This window comes from Polymorphospora sp. A560 (assembly GCF_045781765.1).
Taxonomy (GTDB): domain Bacteria; phylum Actinomycetota; class Actinomycetes; order Mycobacteriales; family Micromonosporaceae; genus Polymorphospora; species Polymorphospora lycopeni.
Genome location: NZ_CP122282.1, coordinates 5,926,057 through 5,942,774, shown reverse-complemented (window position 1 = coordinate 5,942,774; position 16,718 = coordinate 5,926,057). Strand labels below are relative to the sequence as shown.

15 protein-coding genes are annotated in these 16,718 nt (G+C 71.1%); 9 read left to right on the top strand and 6 right to left on the bottom strand.

Annotated elements, in window-relative coordinates; translation table 11 throughout:
- Window positions 1-23: 23 nt before the first annotated feature.
- Both QCD66_RS26540 and QCD66_RS26535 read right to left on the bottom strand, forming a co-directional pair.
- Complete coding sequence (locus QCD66_RS26540; protein WP_375733268.1) at window positions 24-719, bottom strand: hypothetical protein; 696 nt, start codon at window positions 717-719, stop codon at window positions 24-26.
- An 85-nt stretch (window positions 720-804) separates the two neighbouring features.
- Window positions 805-1,095, bottom strand: a complete 291-nt coding sequence (locus QCD66_RS26535) for a hypothetical protein (RefSeq protein WP_375733267.1) — start codon at window positions 1,093-1,095, stop codon at window positions 805-807.
- Between the two features lie 207 nt (window positions 1,096-1,302).
- On the opposite strand from QCD66_RS26535, the gene QCD66_RS26530 reads away from it, so the two are divergent.
- On the top strand, window positions 1,303-1,761 hold the full coding sequence (locus tag QCD66_RS26530) for a helix-turn-helix domain-containing protein (RefSeq protein WP_375733266.1): 459 nt from the start codon (window positions 1,303-1,305) through the stop codon (window positions 1,759-1,761).
- A 291-nt stretch (window positions 1,762-2,052) separates the two neighbouring features.
- Here QCD66_RS26530 and QCD66_RS26525 read toward each other — a convergent pair whose 3' ends face one another.
- From QCD66_RS26525 to QCD66_RS26515, 3 genes are read right to left on the bottom strand one after another with little or no spacing between them, the layout of a single operon-like run.
- Entirely contained in the window at window positions 2,053-2,868 is an 816-nt protein-coding gene (locus QCD66_RS26525) for a carbohydrate ABC transporter permease (protein WP_375737066.1), read from the bottom strand.
- Window positions 2,869-2,925: 57 nt separating this feature from the next.
- Window positions 2,926-4,272: an ABC transporter substrate-binding protein gene (locus QCD66_RS26520; protein ID WP_375737067.1), complete on the bottom strand. Its 1,347-nt coding sequence runs from the start codon at window positions 4,270-4,272 to the stop codon at window positions 2,926-2,928.
- 44 nt (window positions 4,273-4,316) lie between these two features.
- Window positions 4,317-5,078, bottom strand: coding sequence for a DeoR/GlpR family DNA-binding transcription regulator (locus tag QCD66_RS26515; RefSeq protein ID WP_375737068.1), 762 nt, complete (start codon window positions 5,076-5,078; stop codon window positions 4,317-4,319).
- Between the two features lie 263 nt (window positions 5,079-5,341).
- Between QCD66_RS26515 and QCD66_RS26510 the strand changes: the two genes are divergently transcribed.
- The 6 genes from QCD66_RS26510 to QCD66_RS26485 all read left to right on the top strand — a co-directional run bounded on the left by QCD66_RS26510 (window position 5,342) and on the right by QCD66_RS26485 (window position 10,088).
- Window positions 5,342-6,106: a carbon-nitrogen hydrolase family protein gene (locus QCD66_RS26510; protein WP_375737069.1), complete on the top strand. Its 765-nt coding sequence runs from the start codon at window positions 5,342-5,344 to the stop codon at window positions 6,104-6,106.
- A gap of 56 nt (window positions 6,107-6,162) precedes the next feature.
- Window positions 6,163-6,555 carry a YciI family protein gene (locus QCD66_RS26505; RefSeq protein WP_357536450.1) on the top strand — a complete coding sequence of 131 codons (393 nt, stop codon included), beginning with the start codon at window positions 6,163-6,165 and terminating at the stop codon, window positions 6,553-6,555.
- A 3-nt stretch (window positions 6,556-6,558) separates the two neighbouring features.
- Complete coding sequence (locus tag QCD66_RS26500; RefSeq protein ID WP_375737073.1) at window positions 6,559-7,809, top strand: RNA polymerase sigma factor; 1,251 nt, start codon at window positions 6,559-6,561, stop codon at window positions 7,807-7,809.
- A 41-nt stretch (window positions 7,810-7,850) separates the two neighbouring features.
- On the top strand, window positions 7,851-8,657 hold the full coding sequence (locus QCD66_RS26495) for a hypothetical protein (RefSeq protein ID WP_375737070.1): 807 nt from the start codon (window positions 7,851-7,853) through the stop codon (window positions 8,655-8,657).
- Complete coding sequence (locus QCD66_RS26490) at window positions 8,654-9,109, top strand: GNAT family N-acetyltransferase (RefSeq protein ID WP_375737071.1); 456 nt, start codon at window positions 8,654-8,656, stop codon at window positions 9,107-9,109. The genes QCD66_RS26495 and QCD66_RS26490 overlap by 4 nt, the downstream gene beginning before the upstream one ends.
- A gap of 118 nt (window positions 9,110-9,227) precedes the next feature.
- The gene (locus QCD66_RS26485; RefSeq protein WP_375737072.1) at window positions 9,228-10,088 is read left to right on the top strand and encodes an NAD-dependent epimerase/dehydratase family protein; all 861 of its coding nucleotides are present in this window, start codon (window positions 9,228-9,230) and stop codon (window positions 10,086-10,088) included.
- On the opposite strand, the gene QCD66_RS26480 is transcribed toward QCD66_RS26485, so the two are convergent.
- Window positions 10,085-11,587: an FG-GAP repeat domain-containing protein gene (locus tag QCD66_RS26480; RefSeq protein WP_407566837.1), complete on the bottom strand. Its 1,503-nt coding sequence runs from the start codon at window positions 11,585-11,587 to the stop codon at window positions 10,085-10,087. The two genes, QCD66_RS26485 and QCD66_RS26480, sit on opposite strands and share 4 nt — an antisense overlap.
- A gap of 226 nt (window positions 11,588-11,813) precedes the next feature.
- Here QCD66_RS26480 and QCD66_RS26475 point away from each other — a divergent pair, with 226 nt between their 5' ends.
- Both QCD66_RS26475 and QCD66_RS26470 read left to right on the top strand, forming a co-directional pair.
- Window positions 11,814-15,089, top strand: a complete 3,276-nt coding sequence (locus QCD66_RS26475; protein ID WP_407566836.1) for a DUF2961 domain-containing protein — start codon at window positions 11,814-11,816, stop codon at window positions 15,087-15,089.
- Window positions 15,090-15,193: 104 nt separating this feature from the next.
- A complete protein-coding gene (locus QCD66_RS26470) occupies window positions 15,194-16,702 on the top strand; it encodes an FG-GAP-like repeat-containing protein (protein WP_407566835.1) in 1,509 nt (502 codons plus the stop codon).
- Window positions 16,703-16,718: the final 16 nt, after the last annotated feature.

Sequence of the window (16,718 nt, the reverse complement as noted above, 5' to 3'; positions counted from 1 at the left end):
GACCTCAGCCAGCGTGCGAGGCGTCATGCCGCCACCGCCACAGCGCCGAAACCGGCAGCGGCCATGAACGCCTTCGCCTGCTCGTCAGAAATGTGGCGAATGATCAGCCGGTGCTGGAAGTACACCTGCCACCCGAACTCGGTCAGCGTGTACTGGCGGTCGTATCCGCGACTGCCCAAGGCACCCTCGGCGAGGATGCCCTTGGCTACCAGGGACAGGACCGTCTGCCGCTCCTGGTGGTCGCCGTGAAAATGCGCGGTCGACGCCGACGTCTCCCCGCCGGCCGCCGCAGCCCACTCGATCCGCTCGGCCTGCAGTTCGCTCAGCCGGACGCCCTTTGGCGTCACCTTCGGGGCCGACTTCACGACGATCGGCGCGGCGGCAGCCTCGGCCTCGGCGACCTGGTCGGCCGGGGCCTCCCACGGGGCGCGCATGTACCGGCGGGCGAGGTCGCCGTACTTGTGCCGCTGGTCGTCGCTCCAGGCCGCGATCCGGTCCTGCCGGACTTTGTGGGTGGGGACGGAGCCGCCGTAGCCGCCGCCGGTCGACTGGCAGTAGGTGGCGAACCCGGCCTTGCACTTCGGGCACCGGACGGCCTGTGGGGCCATGTGGTAGGCGCGCATCCGCTGGTAGTCGGTGGTGGCAGGGCCGAGGCTGGCGGTGTGAACGAGGGTCAGTGCGGGGGTGGTAGCCGTTCGGGTACCGTTGTGGTCAGCCATGAGGCCGACTCCTCTCGCATTGGTCAGTCGGTGGTGGCGGATCGTGTGGCGCTCGCCGGGTTGCAGCCGGCGGGCGCTTCGTTCGTCACGCGGCCTGGCTGTACGCGGCTTCTGGAGCCGGGACGCGCTCGAACGCCTCATCGACGTCGAGGTCGGCAAGGGCTGCCAGGTCAAGCGCTTTGGTCAGCGTCAGACCGAAGTCGCCTTGGAGTAGCCGGTAGAAGGTGCGCCGGCTGACTACGCCGTTGGTGATGGCGATCTGGTTGAGGCTTAGAGGGGTGAACCGCTTCCGTAGGCGCTGAACGGCTACGTCTGTCAGACGCACCCGCTCGGTGCCGATGTTGGCCCCTTCTGTGTGGGGTGAGGTGACAGGCATGTCACCTACTCTGGCATGTGCCAGATGTGGCACGCAAGTGGCGACACGGAGCCAATTTTCAGACAGTGCAGCCAACGTCGATCGCTATCGATAGGCCGCACATGCAGCACGTACACTGCCAAAGCCAAAACGATCACAGGGTGACAGGAGTGGCACTTGTTGGCTACGGCACTGAATCCGGCCCCTGAGCAGCCCTATCGTGTCCCCATGCCGCTCGACAAGGCCACCATCGAAGCCCTCGCAAAGCACCTACGCGACGGCCGCGTCAACGCAGGCCTGACCCAGGAGCAGGTGGCCGCCGCGACCGGCATCGCCTCACGCAGCATCAAGCGGTACGAGAGCGCCGACAACGTTCCAACCCTCGATGCCCTCCGCACTCTCGTCCAGGCGCTCGGAATCGACCCCCGCGAAACGCTCGTCGTGCTCGGCTTTAGTAGTCGCGACGCTCTCGATCTACCGAAGCCGCCACCGGCACCCGACCCGAGCGTGATTCGAGCCAACCGCCTGTTCTCCGATCCGAACATCCCAGACTCGGCGAAGCGCGTACTCAGCAAGGGAATCAACGCTGCGATCGAACTTTGGTTCGACGCGTTCGGGGTCGGTCGCGCACCGAGAGAGGCGCCACACCTCGCCCGAGGGGCCGAGGCGGCAACCGACGGCGTCTAGGCCGCGTCTGGCAACGCCTGCCGAGAGGCGATGGTTGCTGCCGGTGCGGTTGCGGCAGGCTCGTCGACCCCAAACGCGGCGCGCAGTACCTCAATCTGTGCAGTGGTGAGCGGCGGGGCGCAGGCAACGATGGCCCGAATGAGTTCGGGGTGTGGCGCGTAGCGAGAGGTGACGTCGGCGGCACTGGCGGCTTGGTCAAAGGTGCCAGACATGGCACCTACCATGGCATGGGGTGCCGCTAATGGCAAGGGCTGCCGCCGCGACCAGCACGAATATAGGTATCACTTAGTGCTACCCCACGGTGGTCAGATAGATCTCGTACGGCAGGTTGGTGGTCGCCGTACCCGGGCCGCCCTGGGTGATGGTGAAGACCGCGTCGAAGGTCTGCACCAGGTAGATGGAGCCGAGCAGGGCGCCCAGTTCCAGGTACGGCCGCAGGTGCGGCAGGGTGAGCCGGGTGAAGACCTGCCAGGGGCCGGCGCCGTCGACCCGGGCCGCCTCGACGGTCTCCTGCGACTGGCTCTGCAGTCCGGCCAGGATGATCAGCATCATGAACGGGGTCCACTGCCAGACCAGGGTGGCGACGACGGAGACCATCGGGTACGACGAGATCCAGTCTGTGCTGCCGCCGACGATTCCGTTGATGAGGCCGTACGCCGGGTTGTAGAAGGCGTGCTTCCACAGCAGGGCGGCGGCCATCGGCATCACCAGGAACGGGGTGATCAGCAGGGTGCGTACGACGCCCCGGCCGGGGAAGCGCCGGTCGAGCAGCACGGCCAGGCCGAGCCCGAGCAGCACCGAGACGACGACGGCGCTCGCGGTGAGCACGACGGTGTTGACCAGCGCGGCCCGCAGCCGGTCGTCGGTGAGCACGTCGGCGTAGTTGGCCAGCCCGACGAAGTCGCGTTCGCCCGGCCGCAGCGCGTTCCAGGAGAGCATGGACAGGTAGATCGTGACGAGGAACGGGATCTGGGTCACGACGATGGCGAAGACGAGGGCGGGCAGCAGGGGAGCGCGGCGGATCAGGCGGTCCCGGGCACCGCCGCGGACCGGCGGCGGTGGTCTTTTCCGGGCCGGGGCCGGCGCCGGTCGGATGGTCTGGGTCATCGGGGTCACCTCGGCGATGGCGCCGGTGGGGGCGCGGGTGGCGCCCCCACCGAACGGCTACTTGTATTTGGCGGCGACTTCCTCGGCGAGTTTCTGCCCGTCGGCCAGGGCCTGGTCGACCGTGGTGCCGCCGGCGATCGCGGCCGCCACCTCCTGCGAGACCTTGGTGCCGAGGTCGGCGAACTCGGGGATGCCGACGAACTGCACGCCGAGCGCCGGCCGGGGCTGGAGTCCGGGGTTGACCGGGTCGGCCTCCTCGATCGCCCGCAGGGTGACGTCGGCGAACGACCGCGCCGACTCCTGGTACTGCGGCAGTTCGTAGGTGGAGGCCCGCTTGCCCGACGGCACCCGGGACCAGCCGAGCTGTTCGCCGGCCAGCTTCTCGTACTCCTTGCTGGTGGCCCAGGAGATGAACTCCCACGCCGACTCGGAGTGTGTGGTCGTCTTCGGCATCGCCCAGGCCCAGGCCCAGAGCCAGCCGGCGGCGCTGGTCTTCTCGACCGGGGCGTACGCGTAGCCGACCTTGCCGGCGACCCGGCTCGCCGCCGGGTCCTCCAGCGTTCCGGCGGCCGAGGTGGCGTCGTACCACATCGCGGCCTTGCCCTGGCCGAACGTGTTCAGACACTCGGTGAAGCCGGACTGCGACGCGCCCGGCTGGCCGTACGCGCGGACCAGGTCGACGTAGAACTTCGTCGCCTCGCTGAACTCCGGCGCGTTGACCTTCGGGGTCCAGTCCTTCTCGAACCAGGTGCCGCCGAAGGTGTTGACGACCGTCGTCAGCGGGGCGAAGACCTCGCCCCAGCCGGGCAGGCCGCGCAGGCAGATGCCGGCGACGCCGCCGGCCTTGTCGTCGAGTTGGGCGGCGAAGCCGGCCACCTGCCGCCAGGTCGGCCGTTCCGGCATCGTGATGCCCTTGGCGGCGAAGAGTTCCTTGTTGTACATCAGGAACGACGACTCGCCGTAGAACGGTGCGGCGTACAGCTTGCCGTCCTCTCCGGACAGTGACTCGACGATCGGCTCCAGCAGGTCGGCGCGGTCGTACGCGGGATCGGCGTCGGCGAACGTGCTCAGCTCCCGCAGCCAGCCGTTCTTCGCCCAGATCGGTGCCTCGTACGCGCCGATGGTGGCGACGTCGTACTGACCGCCCTGGTTGGCGATGTCCTGGGTGACCTTGTCGCGCAGTTCGTTCTCGGGCAGGATCGTGAACCGCACCGTGATGCCGGTTTCCTTGGTGAAGTGTTCGGCGGTGAGTTTGGCGATGTCCTCCATCTGCGGGTTGCCGACCATCAGCACGGTGATCGTCTTGTCGTCGCTGCCGCCGGAGCCACCACCGGCTCCCGAGCAGGCGCCCAGGCCGAGGCCGGCGGCGGCGAGTGTGGCTATGACCTTCCGGGAAACGGGCACAGCGAACCTCCAAAAGGGTGGGAGTGGGTGCGCGGTGCGGCCGGTCAGGCGCGGATGACCGCCGGTCCGAGCAGCGAGTAGCGGTGCGCCTCGGACGCCGGCAGGGCCGAGTCCGTGACGATGGTCTCGAGGTCGCCGATCTCGGCGAAGCGGCAGAAGTTGCTGACCCCGAACTTGGTGTGCACGCCGACGAAGATGCGGCGGCGGGCGGCGCGTACCGCCTGGGCCTTGACGTCGGCGACCGCCGGGTCGGGGGTGGTCAGGCCGTGCTCGCGGGAGATCCCGTTGGCGCCGACGAAGGCGAGGTCGAGGACGAAGTCGGCCAGCATCCGGGTGGCCCAGTGGTCGACGGTGGCGAGGGTCCGGCCGCGGACCCGGCCGCCGAGCAGCAGTACGGTGACCGACGGCAGCCGGGCCACCGCGGCGGCGGTGCCCAGCGACGCGGTGACGACGGTCAGCGGCCGGTCGGTGGGCAGCGCCTCGGCGATGAGCTGCGGGGTGTAGCCCTCGTCGATGTAGATGGTCTCGGCGTCGCCGAGCAGCGCGACGGACGCGGCGGCGATCCGTCGCTTCTCCGGCACCTGCCGGGTGGTCCGGGTGGCGAGGGTGGTTTCGAAGCGGGCGGTCTCGACCGGGTGCGCGCCGCCGTGGGTGCGCCGGACGAGCCCGTGCTGTTCGAGCAGGCGCAGGTCGCGCCGCACCGTCTCCGGTGACACGCCGAGGTCGGCGGCGAGCTTGAGTACGGAGACGTCGCCGGTGCCGCGGGCCAGGGCGAGGATCCGGTGTTGGCGCTCGTCAGCGCTCATCCCGCACCTCCTCGCTGTGCCCCAGCTCACATGAGTTGACTGTAATGAATTTCTAACACCGTCGAAACGTTGGCTCCAAGCGGTGAAATGCCCTGAATCGGGTCTGGGTTTGCCCGGATGGGCGAACGGTGGCGGTGGGGTATAGGCGTACAAAACACGATCTAATCGGCATAGGGTCTGCCCGTTTGGCCCGTACGGGCATCCGTTTGCTGCCCGACGGACGTGAGAACCTGGGCCCGGTGCCGACCCTGCGAGGAGACCCGATGCGTCCGCCGCTCACCGTTGCCGTCGCCCAACCGTCGTGCATCGCCCACGACTTCGGGGCGAACGCCGCCGCGCACGCCGAGCTGGTCCGCCGCGCCGACGCCCGGGTGGTGGTCTTCCCCGAGATGTCGCTGACCGGGTACGAGTTCGACACCCCGGCGGTCGAGCCCGGCGATCCGCGCCTGGCGCCCCTCGTGGCCGCCTGCGCCGCCGCCGGATCGGTGGCGCTGGTCGGCGCCCCGGTGGCCGGTGCGGACGGCCGGTCACACATCGCCGTCCTCGCCGTCGACGGCGCGGGAGCCGCCGTCGCCTACCGCAAGCAGTGGCTGGGCGCCGCCGAGACCACCCGGTTCGCCCCGGGACCCGCCCCGGCCGTCGTCGAGGTCGACGGCTGGCGGCTCGGCCTGGCCGTCTGCAAGGACACCGGGATTCCCCGGCACGCCGCCGACACCGCCGCCCTCGGCATCGACATCTACGCCGCCGGGGTGCTCGACAACGAACCGGAGGCCGGGGTGCACGACGAGCGTGCCCGCCGGATCGCGACCGGGTACGGCGTCTGGGTCGCGATGGCCAGCTTCGCCGGGTCGACCGGCGAGGGATACGACCGGGCGGCCGGCCGGTCCGGCATCTGGGCGCCGGACGGCGTCCGGGTCGCCGCGGCGGGGCCGGAGGTCGGCGCCGTCGCCCGGGCCACCGTCGACCGGAAAAATCCCCGGGAGAAATCCGCGCGGGATGTCGAGAACCGTCCCGCCGCCTCGACCTGACCATGAGAGCGTCGGACGACCGGCGCCCAGGGTGTGAGGAGCAGGACGTGAAGTACATGCTGTTGATGCAGTTCAGCGCGGCGACCGCCGACTTCCCGGAGATCGGCACGTGGCAGCCCGAGGAGATCCGGGCACACATCGAGTTCATGCGCGACACCAACGACAAGCTCACCGCGACCGGCGAACTGGTCGAGGGGCAGGGCCTGGCCGGCCCCGACCAGGTCCGGATCGTACGCGCCGGCGCCGACGGCGGCCCCGTCGTCACCGAGGGCCCCTTCCCCGAGACGAAGGAGTTCCTGGCCGGCTACTGGATCGTCGACTGCGAGACCCCGCAGCGGGCGGTCGAGATCGCCGCCGGGGTGTCGGCCGCACCCGGTCCCGGCGGCCGGCCGCTGAACATGCCGATCGAGGTACGCCCGGTCATGTCCGCCCCGCCCGTGGAGGTGTGACCCCTGGCCGGCGACGACCGTGCCGTCGAGGACCTGCTGCGCGAACTCGCGCCGCAGGTCGTCGGCGTGCTCACCCGGCGGTCCGGTGACTTCGCCGCCGCCGAGGACGCCGTGCAGGAGGCGCTGCTGGCCGCGTTCGGGCAGTGGCCGGCCGACGGCGTCCCGGACAACCCGCGCGGCTGGCTGATCCAGGTCGCCCACCGCCGGCTGGTCGAGCAGATCCGCGCCGAACAGGCACGGCGGCGACGCGAGGACGTCGTCGCCCGGCGGGAACCGGTCGACCGGCTGGCCGCGCCGGCCGCCGACGAGGAGATGCTCGCCGACCGTGACGACCCGCTGGTGCTGCTCTTCCTGTGCTGCCACCCGGCGCTGTCACCGGCGTCGGCGATCGCGCTGACCCTGCGGGCCGTCGGCGGCCTCACCACCGCCGAGATCGCCCGTGCGTTCATGGTTCCGGAGGCGACCATGGCGCAGCGGATCAGCCGGGCCAAGCAGCGCATCAAGACGTCCGGGATCCCGTTCCGGCAGCCGGACGCCGAAGACCGGGTACGTCGCCTCGGCGCCGTCCTGCACGTCCTCTACCTGATCTTCAACGAGGGGCACACCCGTAGCGCCGGGCCGCACCTGCGCCAGGTCGAGCTGTCGACGGAGGCGATCCGGCTGGCCCGGGCCCTGCACGCCCTGCTCCCCGGCGACAGCGAGGTCACCGGGCTGCTCGCGCTGATGCTGCTGACCGAGGCCCGCAGCCCGGCCCGCACCGGTCCGGGCGGCGAACTGATCTCGCTGGCCGACCAGGACCGCCGGCTCTGGGACGCCGCCGCGATCAGCGAAGGGATCGCGCTGGTCACCCACGCGCTGCCCCGTGGCCCGGTCGGGCAATACCAGGTCCAGGCCGCCATCGCCGCGTTGCACGACGAGGCGCCGACCGCCGACGAGACCGACTGGCCGCAGATCCTCGCCCTCTACGGGGTCCTCGAACGGATCACCGACAGCCCGGTCGTGGCCCTGAACCGGGCCGTGGCGGCGGCCATGGTGCACGGGCCGGCCGCCGCCCTCGAGGCGCTCGCCACGCTCGCCGACGATCCCCGGCTGGCCGGGCACCACCGGCTCTTCGCGGTCCGGGCGCACCTGCTGGAGATGGCCGGCGACCGGCCGGCGGCGGCCGAGGCGTACCGGGCGGCGGCCGGGCGTACGACGAGCCTGCCGGAACGGCACTACCTGGTGCTGCGCGCCGCCCGCCTCGCGGCCGGCTGAGCCCGCCCCACCCACCCGGCCGATGCCGGTACGGTGTCCCGATGTTCGCCGAACACACCGACCGCTACCTGCGGGCAGTCGACACGGCGCTGCCGGGCTTCGTGACGAAGCTCTACATCGCGGGCTCCGCCGCCCTCGGCGCCTGGCAATCCGCCCACAGCGACATCGACCTGGTGATCGGGACGGCGCGCCCGGCGACCACCGACGACCTGACCGCGCTGCGCGCCGTACACGCCGGCCTGGCCGGGCGACCGCACCTGGACGGCGTCTACCTCGACCCGGCGACGTTCGCCGCGCGGCCCGACGACCGGCGCGTCGTCCCGTTCGTCGTCAACGGCGAGTTCCACGCCGACCGGCCGTGCGGCGAACTGAACCCCGTACTGTGGACGGTCCTGCGGCAGCACGGCATCGCCGTACGCGGACCCGCCGTCACCGACCTCGGAATCACCGTGGACCCCGCCGCCCTGCGCCGCTACAACCTGGAGAACCTGCGCGACTACTGGCGGCCGCTGGCACGCCGGGCGCGGCAGGAGACCGGGGAACTGGGCGGCGCCGAACCGGTGCCCGGCGAGGCGGTGTCGTGGCTGGTCCTCGGCCCGGCCCGGCTGCACCACACGCTCGCCCACGGCACCGTCGTCGCCAAGGCAGACGCCGGGGCGTACCTGGGCCGATTCTTCCCGGCCTGGACGGCGTTGCAGGACCGCGCGGTGCGCTGGCGCGGCGACGGCGGGGAGACCTTCACCGTCGACGACCTGCGCGCGGCGGCGGATGCCGTCGAAGCGGTGGTCGACGACGCCTGGACCCGCTGGGGCGACCCGGACCGAGCGGCCCGGGTGCCGGCCCGGTGACCGTCCTGGCCGTCGACCCCGGGCAGCCGCCCTTCGACCGGGTGGCCGAGCTGTTCGACGCCTACCGTGTGCACTACGGCCTGCCGGCCGCGCCGGCGGCCACCCGGCGGTGGCTCGCCGAGCAGCTCACCGCCGGCCGGCTCCAGGTGGCGGCCGGCGTACGGGACGGACGGGCGCACGGGTTCGTCACCCGCACCGTCCTGCCGGCCTCGCTGCTGCTGGGCACCGCATGGATGATCCGGGACCTCTACGTCGATCCGGCGCATCGTCGATCCGGGCTGGCTCGGGAGTTGCTGCGCCATGTCGTGGACGAGGCCCGCGCCGCCGGGGCTCTGCGGATCTCGTTGCAGACCGAGCCCGACAACGCCGCCGCGCTGCGGCTTTACGCCGGGTTCGGGTTCCGAGCGGTCGACGGCCTGAAGTCGCTCAGTCTCCCGCTCACACCAGCCTGACCGGGCACCGTCGCGGACGGTCCCGGCCGGGGTCACCGACCGCAGGGTGACGGAGGGCGGTGCCGGGTGCCACCCTGATCCGGACGACCGATCCGCACGACACCGGGTGGTGATCCGATTGACCAGTGCTCCCCGCCGGGTTCTCGTGACGGGTGCGGCCGGCCGGCTCGGCCGGGCGGTGCTCGACCTGCTCGCCGCCCGGGGTGTCCCGGCGACCGCGCTCGACCTGCGTGATCCCGCCGACCTGCCGGCCGACCGGGTGGTGGTCGGCGGTGCCGGCGATCCGGTCGCCGTACGGGCCGCGCTGGCCGATGTCGACGCGGTGGTGCACTGCGCCGCGCTCGCCGCGCCGACGATGGGCAGCCCCGAGGAGGTCTTCGCCGGCAACGCGCGGGCGACGTTCGTGACCCTGGAGGAGTCGGCTCGGGCCGGTGTCCGGCGGGCCGTCATCGCCAGCAGCATCGCCGTGCTCGGGCTGTCGTTCGCGCCCCGCCCCCTGAGTCCGGCCTACCTGCCGGTCGACGAGGCGGTGCCGGCGCAGGTCGCCGACCCGTACGCGTTGTCCAAGCAGGCCGACGAGGCGACCGCGGCGATGATGTCGCGCCGCTACGGGATGACCGTGGTGGCGTTGCGGTTCCCGTTGCTCGGCGGTCCACGGGACACCCTGCCGGAGATCGCCGCCCGCTACGTCGACGATCCGGGGTTCGGCGCCGCCCATTTGTGGGGCTACCTGGACACCCGGGACGCGGCCAGCGTCGTCTGGCTGGCGGTCACCCGGCCGATCACCGGTTGCCACGTGCTGTTCGTGGCCGCGCCGGACACGCTCGCGCCGCAGCCGACCGGGGAACTGCTCGACCGGTTCTATCCGGGCGTGCCCCGTCGGCTGCCGCTGCCCGGCCGGGCGGCGCCGATCGACGCCGGCGCCGCCGCCCGGGTGCTCGGCTTCACCGCCGAGCACCGGTATCCGGTGGGTTCCTAGAGGGTGGTTTCGCCGTTGAGGCCGAAGAAGTCGTGCCATTTGGCGGCGGGGCCGAAGGTGGTGCCGGTGGACAGGGCGACGTGTACGTCGTTGGTGGTGCCCTTGGTGAAGACGACGATGTCGTCTTTGCCGTCGCCGTTGAAGTCGCCGAGGTACGGGAACTCCCCGCCGATGCAGAAGAAGTCGTGCCATTTGACGGTGGTGCCGGCGAAGCTGGTGCCGGTGGAGGTGGCGGCGTAGACGTCGGCGTTGGCGTCGCAGGTGAAGGTGACGATGTCGTCGCGTCCGTCGCCGTTGATGTCGCCGATTCGGGGTTGTTCGTTGCCGACGGCGAACAGGTCGTGCCATTTCTGGCTGGCGCCGAAGCCGCTGCCGGTGGAGAGGGCGACGTAGACGTCGGCGAGGGTGTTGGGGCCCTGGGTGAAGACGATGATGTCGTCGCGTCCGTCGCCGTTGACGTCACCGACGGCGGGGAATTCGCCGTTGAGGCCGAAGAAGTCGTGCCATTTCTGTTCGGTGCCGATGAAGGCTGAGCCGTTGGACAGGGCGATGTAGACGTCGTTCGTGGTGCCTCGGGTGAAGGTGGCGATGTCGTCGCGGCCGTCCCCGTTGAAGTCACCGACGGCCGCGATCTCGGCCCGTGGCGAGAACCAGTCGTGCCACTTCGAGGCGCCGGCGAATCCACCACCGGTGGACAGGGCCACGTGTACGTCGGCGAGCGATCCGTGGGTGAAGGTGACGATGTCGTCGCGTCCGTCGCCGTTGAAGTCGCCGGTCAGTGTCGTCTCACCGGACAGGCCGAAGAAGTCGTTCCACTTCACCGACGTGCCCGCGAAGCCGGATCCGGTCGAGGTCGAGACGTACACGTCGGCGAGTGACCCGTGGGTGAAGGTGACGATGTCGTCACGGCCGTCACCGGTGAAGTCGGTCGGGGTGCCGCCGATGGTGCCGATCGCGCGCCGGGCCTCGGCGAGAAGGCTGCGGGCCTTCGCCTCCGACTGGTCGTAGCGGGTCGGGAAGCCGGACCGCTGCACGCACTGGGCGACCTGGCCGGCGGTGTAGCCGGGGTAGCGGCGGTCACAGTCGATGGCGCGTACGAAGAACTGGGTCGATGCGTACACCGGGTCCATGATCTGCTCGGGGGTGCCCCAGCCGAAGTCGTGGCGTTGCTGGAAGACGCCGAGCGACGACTTGTCGCCACACGGCAGGTTGTTCATGTGCGACTCGACCCAGCCGGCCTCGAAGCCGGCGAGCATGACCTTGTCGTTGACGTTCAGGCTCCGGCCGACCCGGTTGACGATGATGATGATCGACGGGTCGTGGTTGGCCGGGATCGAGGGGCAGGCCAGCGTGCCGATCGGCGCGCCGGGGCCGGCGGCGGTCGACGCCGACGCCGGGGCCGGCAGCAGCACGCCCGGCAGCAGTACGGCGGCGAGTGCGGCCGCCAGGGTGGATGGGCCGAGGCGGCGCCGGTGGCCGCTCGGAAGGCGTCGTCGCATTCTGCACCTCGCCATCAATCAAATGAGATCAATCGATGTGATGGCGGAACCCGCGATGGGCCCCGCTGGTCGCCGGGTGGCGGTTTTCGCACGTCATGGCCATGGTGGGTGCGGTCGTTTGGAGCTAAGTTTCGGCCAGTCGTCGCAGGCAGTCAACTATTGACATGTATCGAAGTCCGGGGTTGACTGCGCACACTGATCCGTGCCCGGCAGTTCGGGGGCCATCATGAGCGTCCACACGATCCGACGAGCCGTCATCGCCGCCGCGTTGGCCGTGTCCCTGCCGGCAACCGCCGCCGTCGCCGTACCCGCGACCGCCGGGCCCACGTCGCCCACGGCCGTCGTCACGACCGCCGCCCGCGGGCCGGTCGGCTGGGACGTCTACCGCCGGCTCGACCAGCTTCCACACCTCGCCGCCGGCACCCGTACGAAGCAGTTCTCCAGCTTCGCCCGCGACGGCTCCAACGACGACGGATTCAGCGGCGCCCACTCCTGCCTGCGTACGGCCGGCGGCTGCGTCATCGCCGAGGACCGCGGCGCCGGTGAGATCCAGTCGATCTGGTTCACCCGCGACGAGGGCAACGTGACCGCGACCGGGTGGATCCGGATCGAGCTCGACGGCGTCACCGTCGTCGACACCGGCCTGCAGCGCCTGGTCGACGGCGGCCTCGGCGCCCCGTTCGTCTTCCCGCTGGTCACCAACGCCGACCAGACCTCCGGCGGGGTGACGGTCAAGGTGCCGATGCCCTACCGCCAGTCGATGCGGATCACCACCCAGCACAATCCGCTCTTCCACCACGTCACCTACCGCTCTTTCGCCGACGCCACCGGCATCGGCACCTTCGACCCGACCGACCCGGCGACCGACGTGGTGAACCTGCTGCGTGCCGCCGGCACCCGCGACCCGAAGCCGGCCCAGCCCGGCGCCGCCACCACGGCCGCCACCGTGTCGGTGCCCTCCGGCGGCCAGGCGACCCTGGCCACCCTCACCGGTCCACGGGCGATCACCGCGCTGCGGCTACGGGTGCCGGACGCCGCCGCCACCGATCCACTGCTGACCGGGCTGCGACTGCGGATCACCTTCGACGGCCGGACCACCGTCGACTCGCCGATCGCCGGGTTCTTCGGCGCCGGACTCGGTGAACGGCACGTCCGGTCCCTGATGTTCGCCATGGACACCGCACCCGGCGGCTGGTACAGCACCTGGTGGCCGATGCCGTTCCGCACCGGTGCGACCGTCACCGTCACCAACCCCACCGGCATCCCGGTCACCGGCCTCCAGGCCGAGGTCACCTCCGCATTAGGTGCACAATGGACCGCCGCCCTGGCGGCCGGCGGTGACTCCGGCTACTTCACCACCCAGTCCCGGCGTGGCGCCGCCGTCGCCGGCCGCGACTGGACGCTCGCCGAACAGGCCGGCCGGGGCCGCTTCGTCGGTGTCACCCAGACCATGCGCGGCCACATCCCCGCCGGCAACACCCGCAACTACCTGGAGGGCGACGAGCGGGTGTACGTCGACGGCGCCGCCACACCCCAGATCTACGGCACCGGCACCGAGGACTTCTACGAGTCCGGCTGGTATTTCAACCGTGGTGTCTACAGCGGCGTCTTCACCGGCAACACCGCGCACAACCTGCGCTCCGGCGGCTGTAGCGACGAATGCGACGTCGCCTACCGGCTGATGATCGGCGACGCGGTGTCGTACGCGACCAGCCTGCGGTTCGGCATCGAGCACGGCCCGACCAACGACATGCCGGCCGACTACGGCTCGACGGCCTACCTCTACACCCAGCCGACCGTCGCCGCGGCCCGGACCGACACCCTCGTCGTCGGCGACCCGGCCAGCCGCACCGCCCACGTCTACGGCGACGGAGCCGCGAACCAGTACCCGCTCACCGCCACCTTCGAGGGCGACGACGACAACGTCGGCGTCGACGGCCAGGTCCGCGCCGGCACCGCCGCGATCAGCTTCCGCCTCGCCGTCGACCCCGCCAACCAGGGCGTACGGCTGCGTCGCACCGGCGACCAGCGGGTCGCCGGCCAGCAGGCGGCGGTCGCCGTAGACGGCGTACCGGTCGGGGTGTGGCTGCAGGCGACCGGCAACACGTTCCAGCGCTGGCTGACCGACGAGTTCCCGCTGCCGGCCGCGGTGACGGCCGGGAAGTCGACGGTCACCGTCACCCTCACCCCGACCGCCGGCCAGCCGGCGTGGACAGCCAGCCGCTACACCGCGCACAGCCTCGTGCCGCCGTACGCCGACACGCAGCCGCCCGGCGCCGTCGGCGGCCTGGCCACGACCGGTGGGCGTACCCACGCCTTGGCCCTGACCTGGACCGAGGCGATCGACAACGCCGGCGTCGCCGGCTACCGGATCTACGGCTCGCGCACCCCGGGGGTGCCGGTGAACCCGGCGAACCTGGTCGGCACCAGCGGCACCACGACGTTCCGGCACGGGCCGCTGCCGGCCGGGCAGCGCTGGCACTACCGGGTCGTCGCGTTCGACGCCGCCGGCAACACCGGCCCGGCCTCGGCCGAGGTCTCCGCCACCACCCGGACCCGCAACACCAGCGACGTCGACGGCGACGGCCGCGACGACGCCGTGGCCTTCACCCGGGGTACGGCGGCGGACGTCTTCACCGCCCGGTCCACCGGGCAGGCGTTCGGTCCGGCCGCCCAGTGGCACGACTTCTTCGCGATCGACGCCGAGATCCCGCTGACCGGCGACGTCGACGGTGACGGCCGCGCGGACATCGTCACGTTCACCCGTGGTGCGGCGGCGGACGTGTACGTGGCGCTGTCGACCGGTTCCGGGTTCGGTCCGGGCGTGAAGTGGCACGACTTCTTCGCGGTCGGCACCGAGATCCCGGCGGTCGGCGACGTGAACGGTGACGGCCGGGCCGACATCGTCACGTTCACCCGTGGTGCGGGGGCCGACGTGTACGTGGCGCTGTCGACCGGTTCCGGCTTCGGTCCCGGCGTGAAGTGGCACGACAACTTCGCGGTCGGCACCGAGACCCCCGTCGTCGGCGACGTGGACGGCGACGGCCGCGACGACGTCGTCACCTTCACCGGCGGTACGGCCGCCGACGTCTACGTGTCGCTCTCCGACGGCAACCGCTTCGTGCAGGACGGCTGGAAGTGGCACGACAACCTCGCCGCCGGCACCGCACTGCCCGCCCTCGCCGACGTCGACGGTGACGGCCGCGACGACGTCGTCACCTTCACCCGCGGTGCCGCCGCCGACGTGTACGTCGCCCGCTCCACCGGCTCGGGCTTCGGAGCCGCCGCGAGGTGGCACGACAACTTCGCGGTCGGCACCGAGACGCCCGGTGTCGGTGACTTCGACGGCGACGGCCGGGCCGACGTCGTCACGTTCACCCGGGGTACGGCCGCCGACGTCTACGTGTCGCTCTCCGACGGGTCCCGCTTCGTGCAGAACGCCTGGAAGTGGCATGACCAGTTGGCCGCCGGCAGCCAACTGCCCCGGCCGAGCGTGCCCTGACCCTCCGCGCCCGCCCAGACCCTCCGCCTACGCCGGGCCGCCCGCGCGCCGACCCACCGTCTCGACAGAGCCGTTCGCCGAGTGCGCCGGCCGGAAGGAGCCGCATGTCCCGCCGATCCATGACCAACCTGCTCCGCGTCCTCGTCGCGTCGGCCGTCGCCGCGGTGGCGATCGTGGTCGCGCCCGCCGTCGCGTACGCGGCACCGAACTTCAAAGCGCCGTTCCCGTGCGGGCAGCGGTGGACGTACAGCCACCACAGCGCCGAGGTACGGCTCGCCCTGGACTTCGTACGCGCCGACGGCGGTGTCACCAACAACACCCCGCAGGTGGCGTCCGCCGACGGTGTCGCCCGGCACCACTCGCAGCCGAACGGGGCCGGCAACTACATCGTCATCGACCACGGTGGCGGCTGGACGACGTACTACTTCCACCTGAACGCGTTCTCGGTGCCCAACGGCGCCTTCGTCCGGCAGGGGCAGCAGATCGGACTGACCGGCAGCACCGGCAACTCGTCCGGCGCACACGTCCACTACGAGCAGCTGCTCAACGGGGTGGGCCAGACCATCCGGATCAACGGCGTGTCGCTGGCGCCGTACCCCGGCTCCTACCACCAGCGCTACCTCACCAGCGACAACTGCGGCCAGTCACCGTCGGGGGCGCGGCCGATGGGTGGTTCGCCGACGGACTTCACCGGTGACGGCCGTGACGACATCGTGGCGTTCACGCACGGGTCGTTGGCTGATGTGTACGTCTCGACCTCGACGGGTTCGGGTTTCGCGGGTACGTCGGTGAAGTGGAACGACTTCTTCGGTCTGTCGGGTGAGACGACGCTGACCGGTGATTTCAACGGCGATGGGCGCGATGACATCGTCACCTTCACGCACGGGACCCTGGCCGATGTGCATGTGGCCCTGTCGACCGGGTCGGCGTTCGCGGGGGCGACGAAGTGGCACGACTGGTTCGCACCCGGCGGGGAGGTTGCCGCGGTGGGGGACTTCAACGGGGACGGCCGCGACGACATCGTGACGTTCACGAGGGGTTCGACGAACGACGTGTTCGTGGCGTTGTCGAACGGTTCGAGCTTCGTCGGCACCGAGCAGAAGTGGCACGACTTCTTCGGTCTGAACGGCGAGTTCCCCGCCGTCGGTGACGTCAACGGCGACGGACGCGACGACATCATCGTCTTCACCCAGGGCCCCAACACCCTCGCCGACGTCTACGTCGCCCTGTCCACCGGCTCCGGCTTCGGCGCCAGCCAGAAATGGCACGACCTGTTCGCCGTCGGCAACGAACAACCCCGAATCGGCGACATCAACGGCGACGGCAGGGACGACATCGTGACCTTCACCTGTGACGGCAACGCCGACGTCTACGCCGCCACCTCCACCGGCACCAGCTTCGCCGGCACCACGGTGAAGTGGCACGACTTCTTCTGCATCGCCGGAGAATTCCCCTACCTCGGCGACTTCAACGGCGACGGCAAAGACGACATCGTCGTGTTCACCAAGGGCACCACCAACGACGTACACGTCGCCCTGTCCACCGGCACCACCTTCGGCCCCGCCGCCAAATGGCACGACTTCTTCGGCCTCAACGGCGAAACCACGCTGTAGGCGGTCGGCCCGGGGG

Coding starts and splice junctions, on each gene's coding strand:
- QCD66_RS26540 (WP_375733268.1), bottom strand. CDS start 719: ATGGCTGACCACAACGGTACCCGAACGGCTACCACCCCCGCACTGACC.
- QCD66_RS26535 (WP_375733267.1), bottom strand. CDS start 1,095: ATGCCTGTCACCTCACCCCACACAGAAGGGGCCAACATCGGCACCGAG.
- QCD66_RS26530 (WP_375733266.1), top strand. CDS start 1,303: ATGCCGCTCGACAAGGCCACCATCGAAGCCCTCGCAAAGCACCTACGC.
- QCD66_RS26525 (WP_375737066.1), bottom strand. CDS start 2,868: ATGACCCAGACCATCCGACCGGCGCCGGCCCCGGCCCGGAAAAGACCA.
- QCD66_RS26515 (WP_375737068.1), bottom strand. CDS start 5,078: ATGAGCGCTGACGAGCGCCAACACCGGATCCTCGCCCTGGCCCGCGGC.
- QCD66_RS26510 (WP_375737069.1), top strand. CDS start 5,342: ATGCGTCCGCCGCTCACCGTTGCCGTCGCCCAACCGTCGTGCATCGCC.
- QCD66_RS26505 (WP_357536450.1), top strand. CDS start 6,163: ATGCTGTTGATGCAGTTCAGCGCGGCGACCGCCGACTTCCCGGAGATC.
- QCD66_RS26495 (WP_375737070.1), top strand. CDS start 7,851: ATGTTCGCCGAACACACCGACCGCTACCTGCGGGCAGTCGACACGGCG.
- QCD66_RS26480 (WP_407566837.1), bottom strand. CDS start 11,587: ATGCGACGACGCCTTCCGAGCGGCCACCGGCGCCGCCTCGGCCCATCC.
- QCD66_RS26475 (WP_407566836.1), top strand. CDS start 11,814: ATGAGCGTCCACACGATCCGACGAGCCGTCATCGCCGCCGCGTTGGCC.
- QCD66_RS26470 (WP_407566835.1), top strand. CDS start 15,194: ATGTCCCGCCGATCCATGACCAACCTGCTCCGCGTCCTCGTCGCGTCG.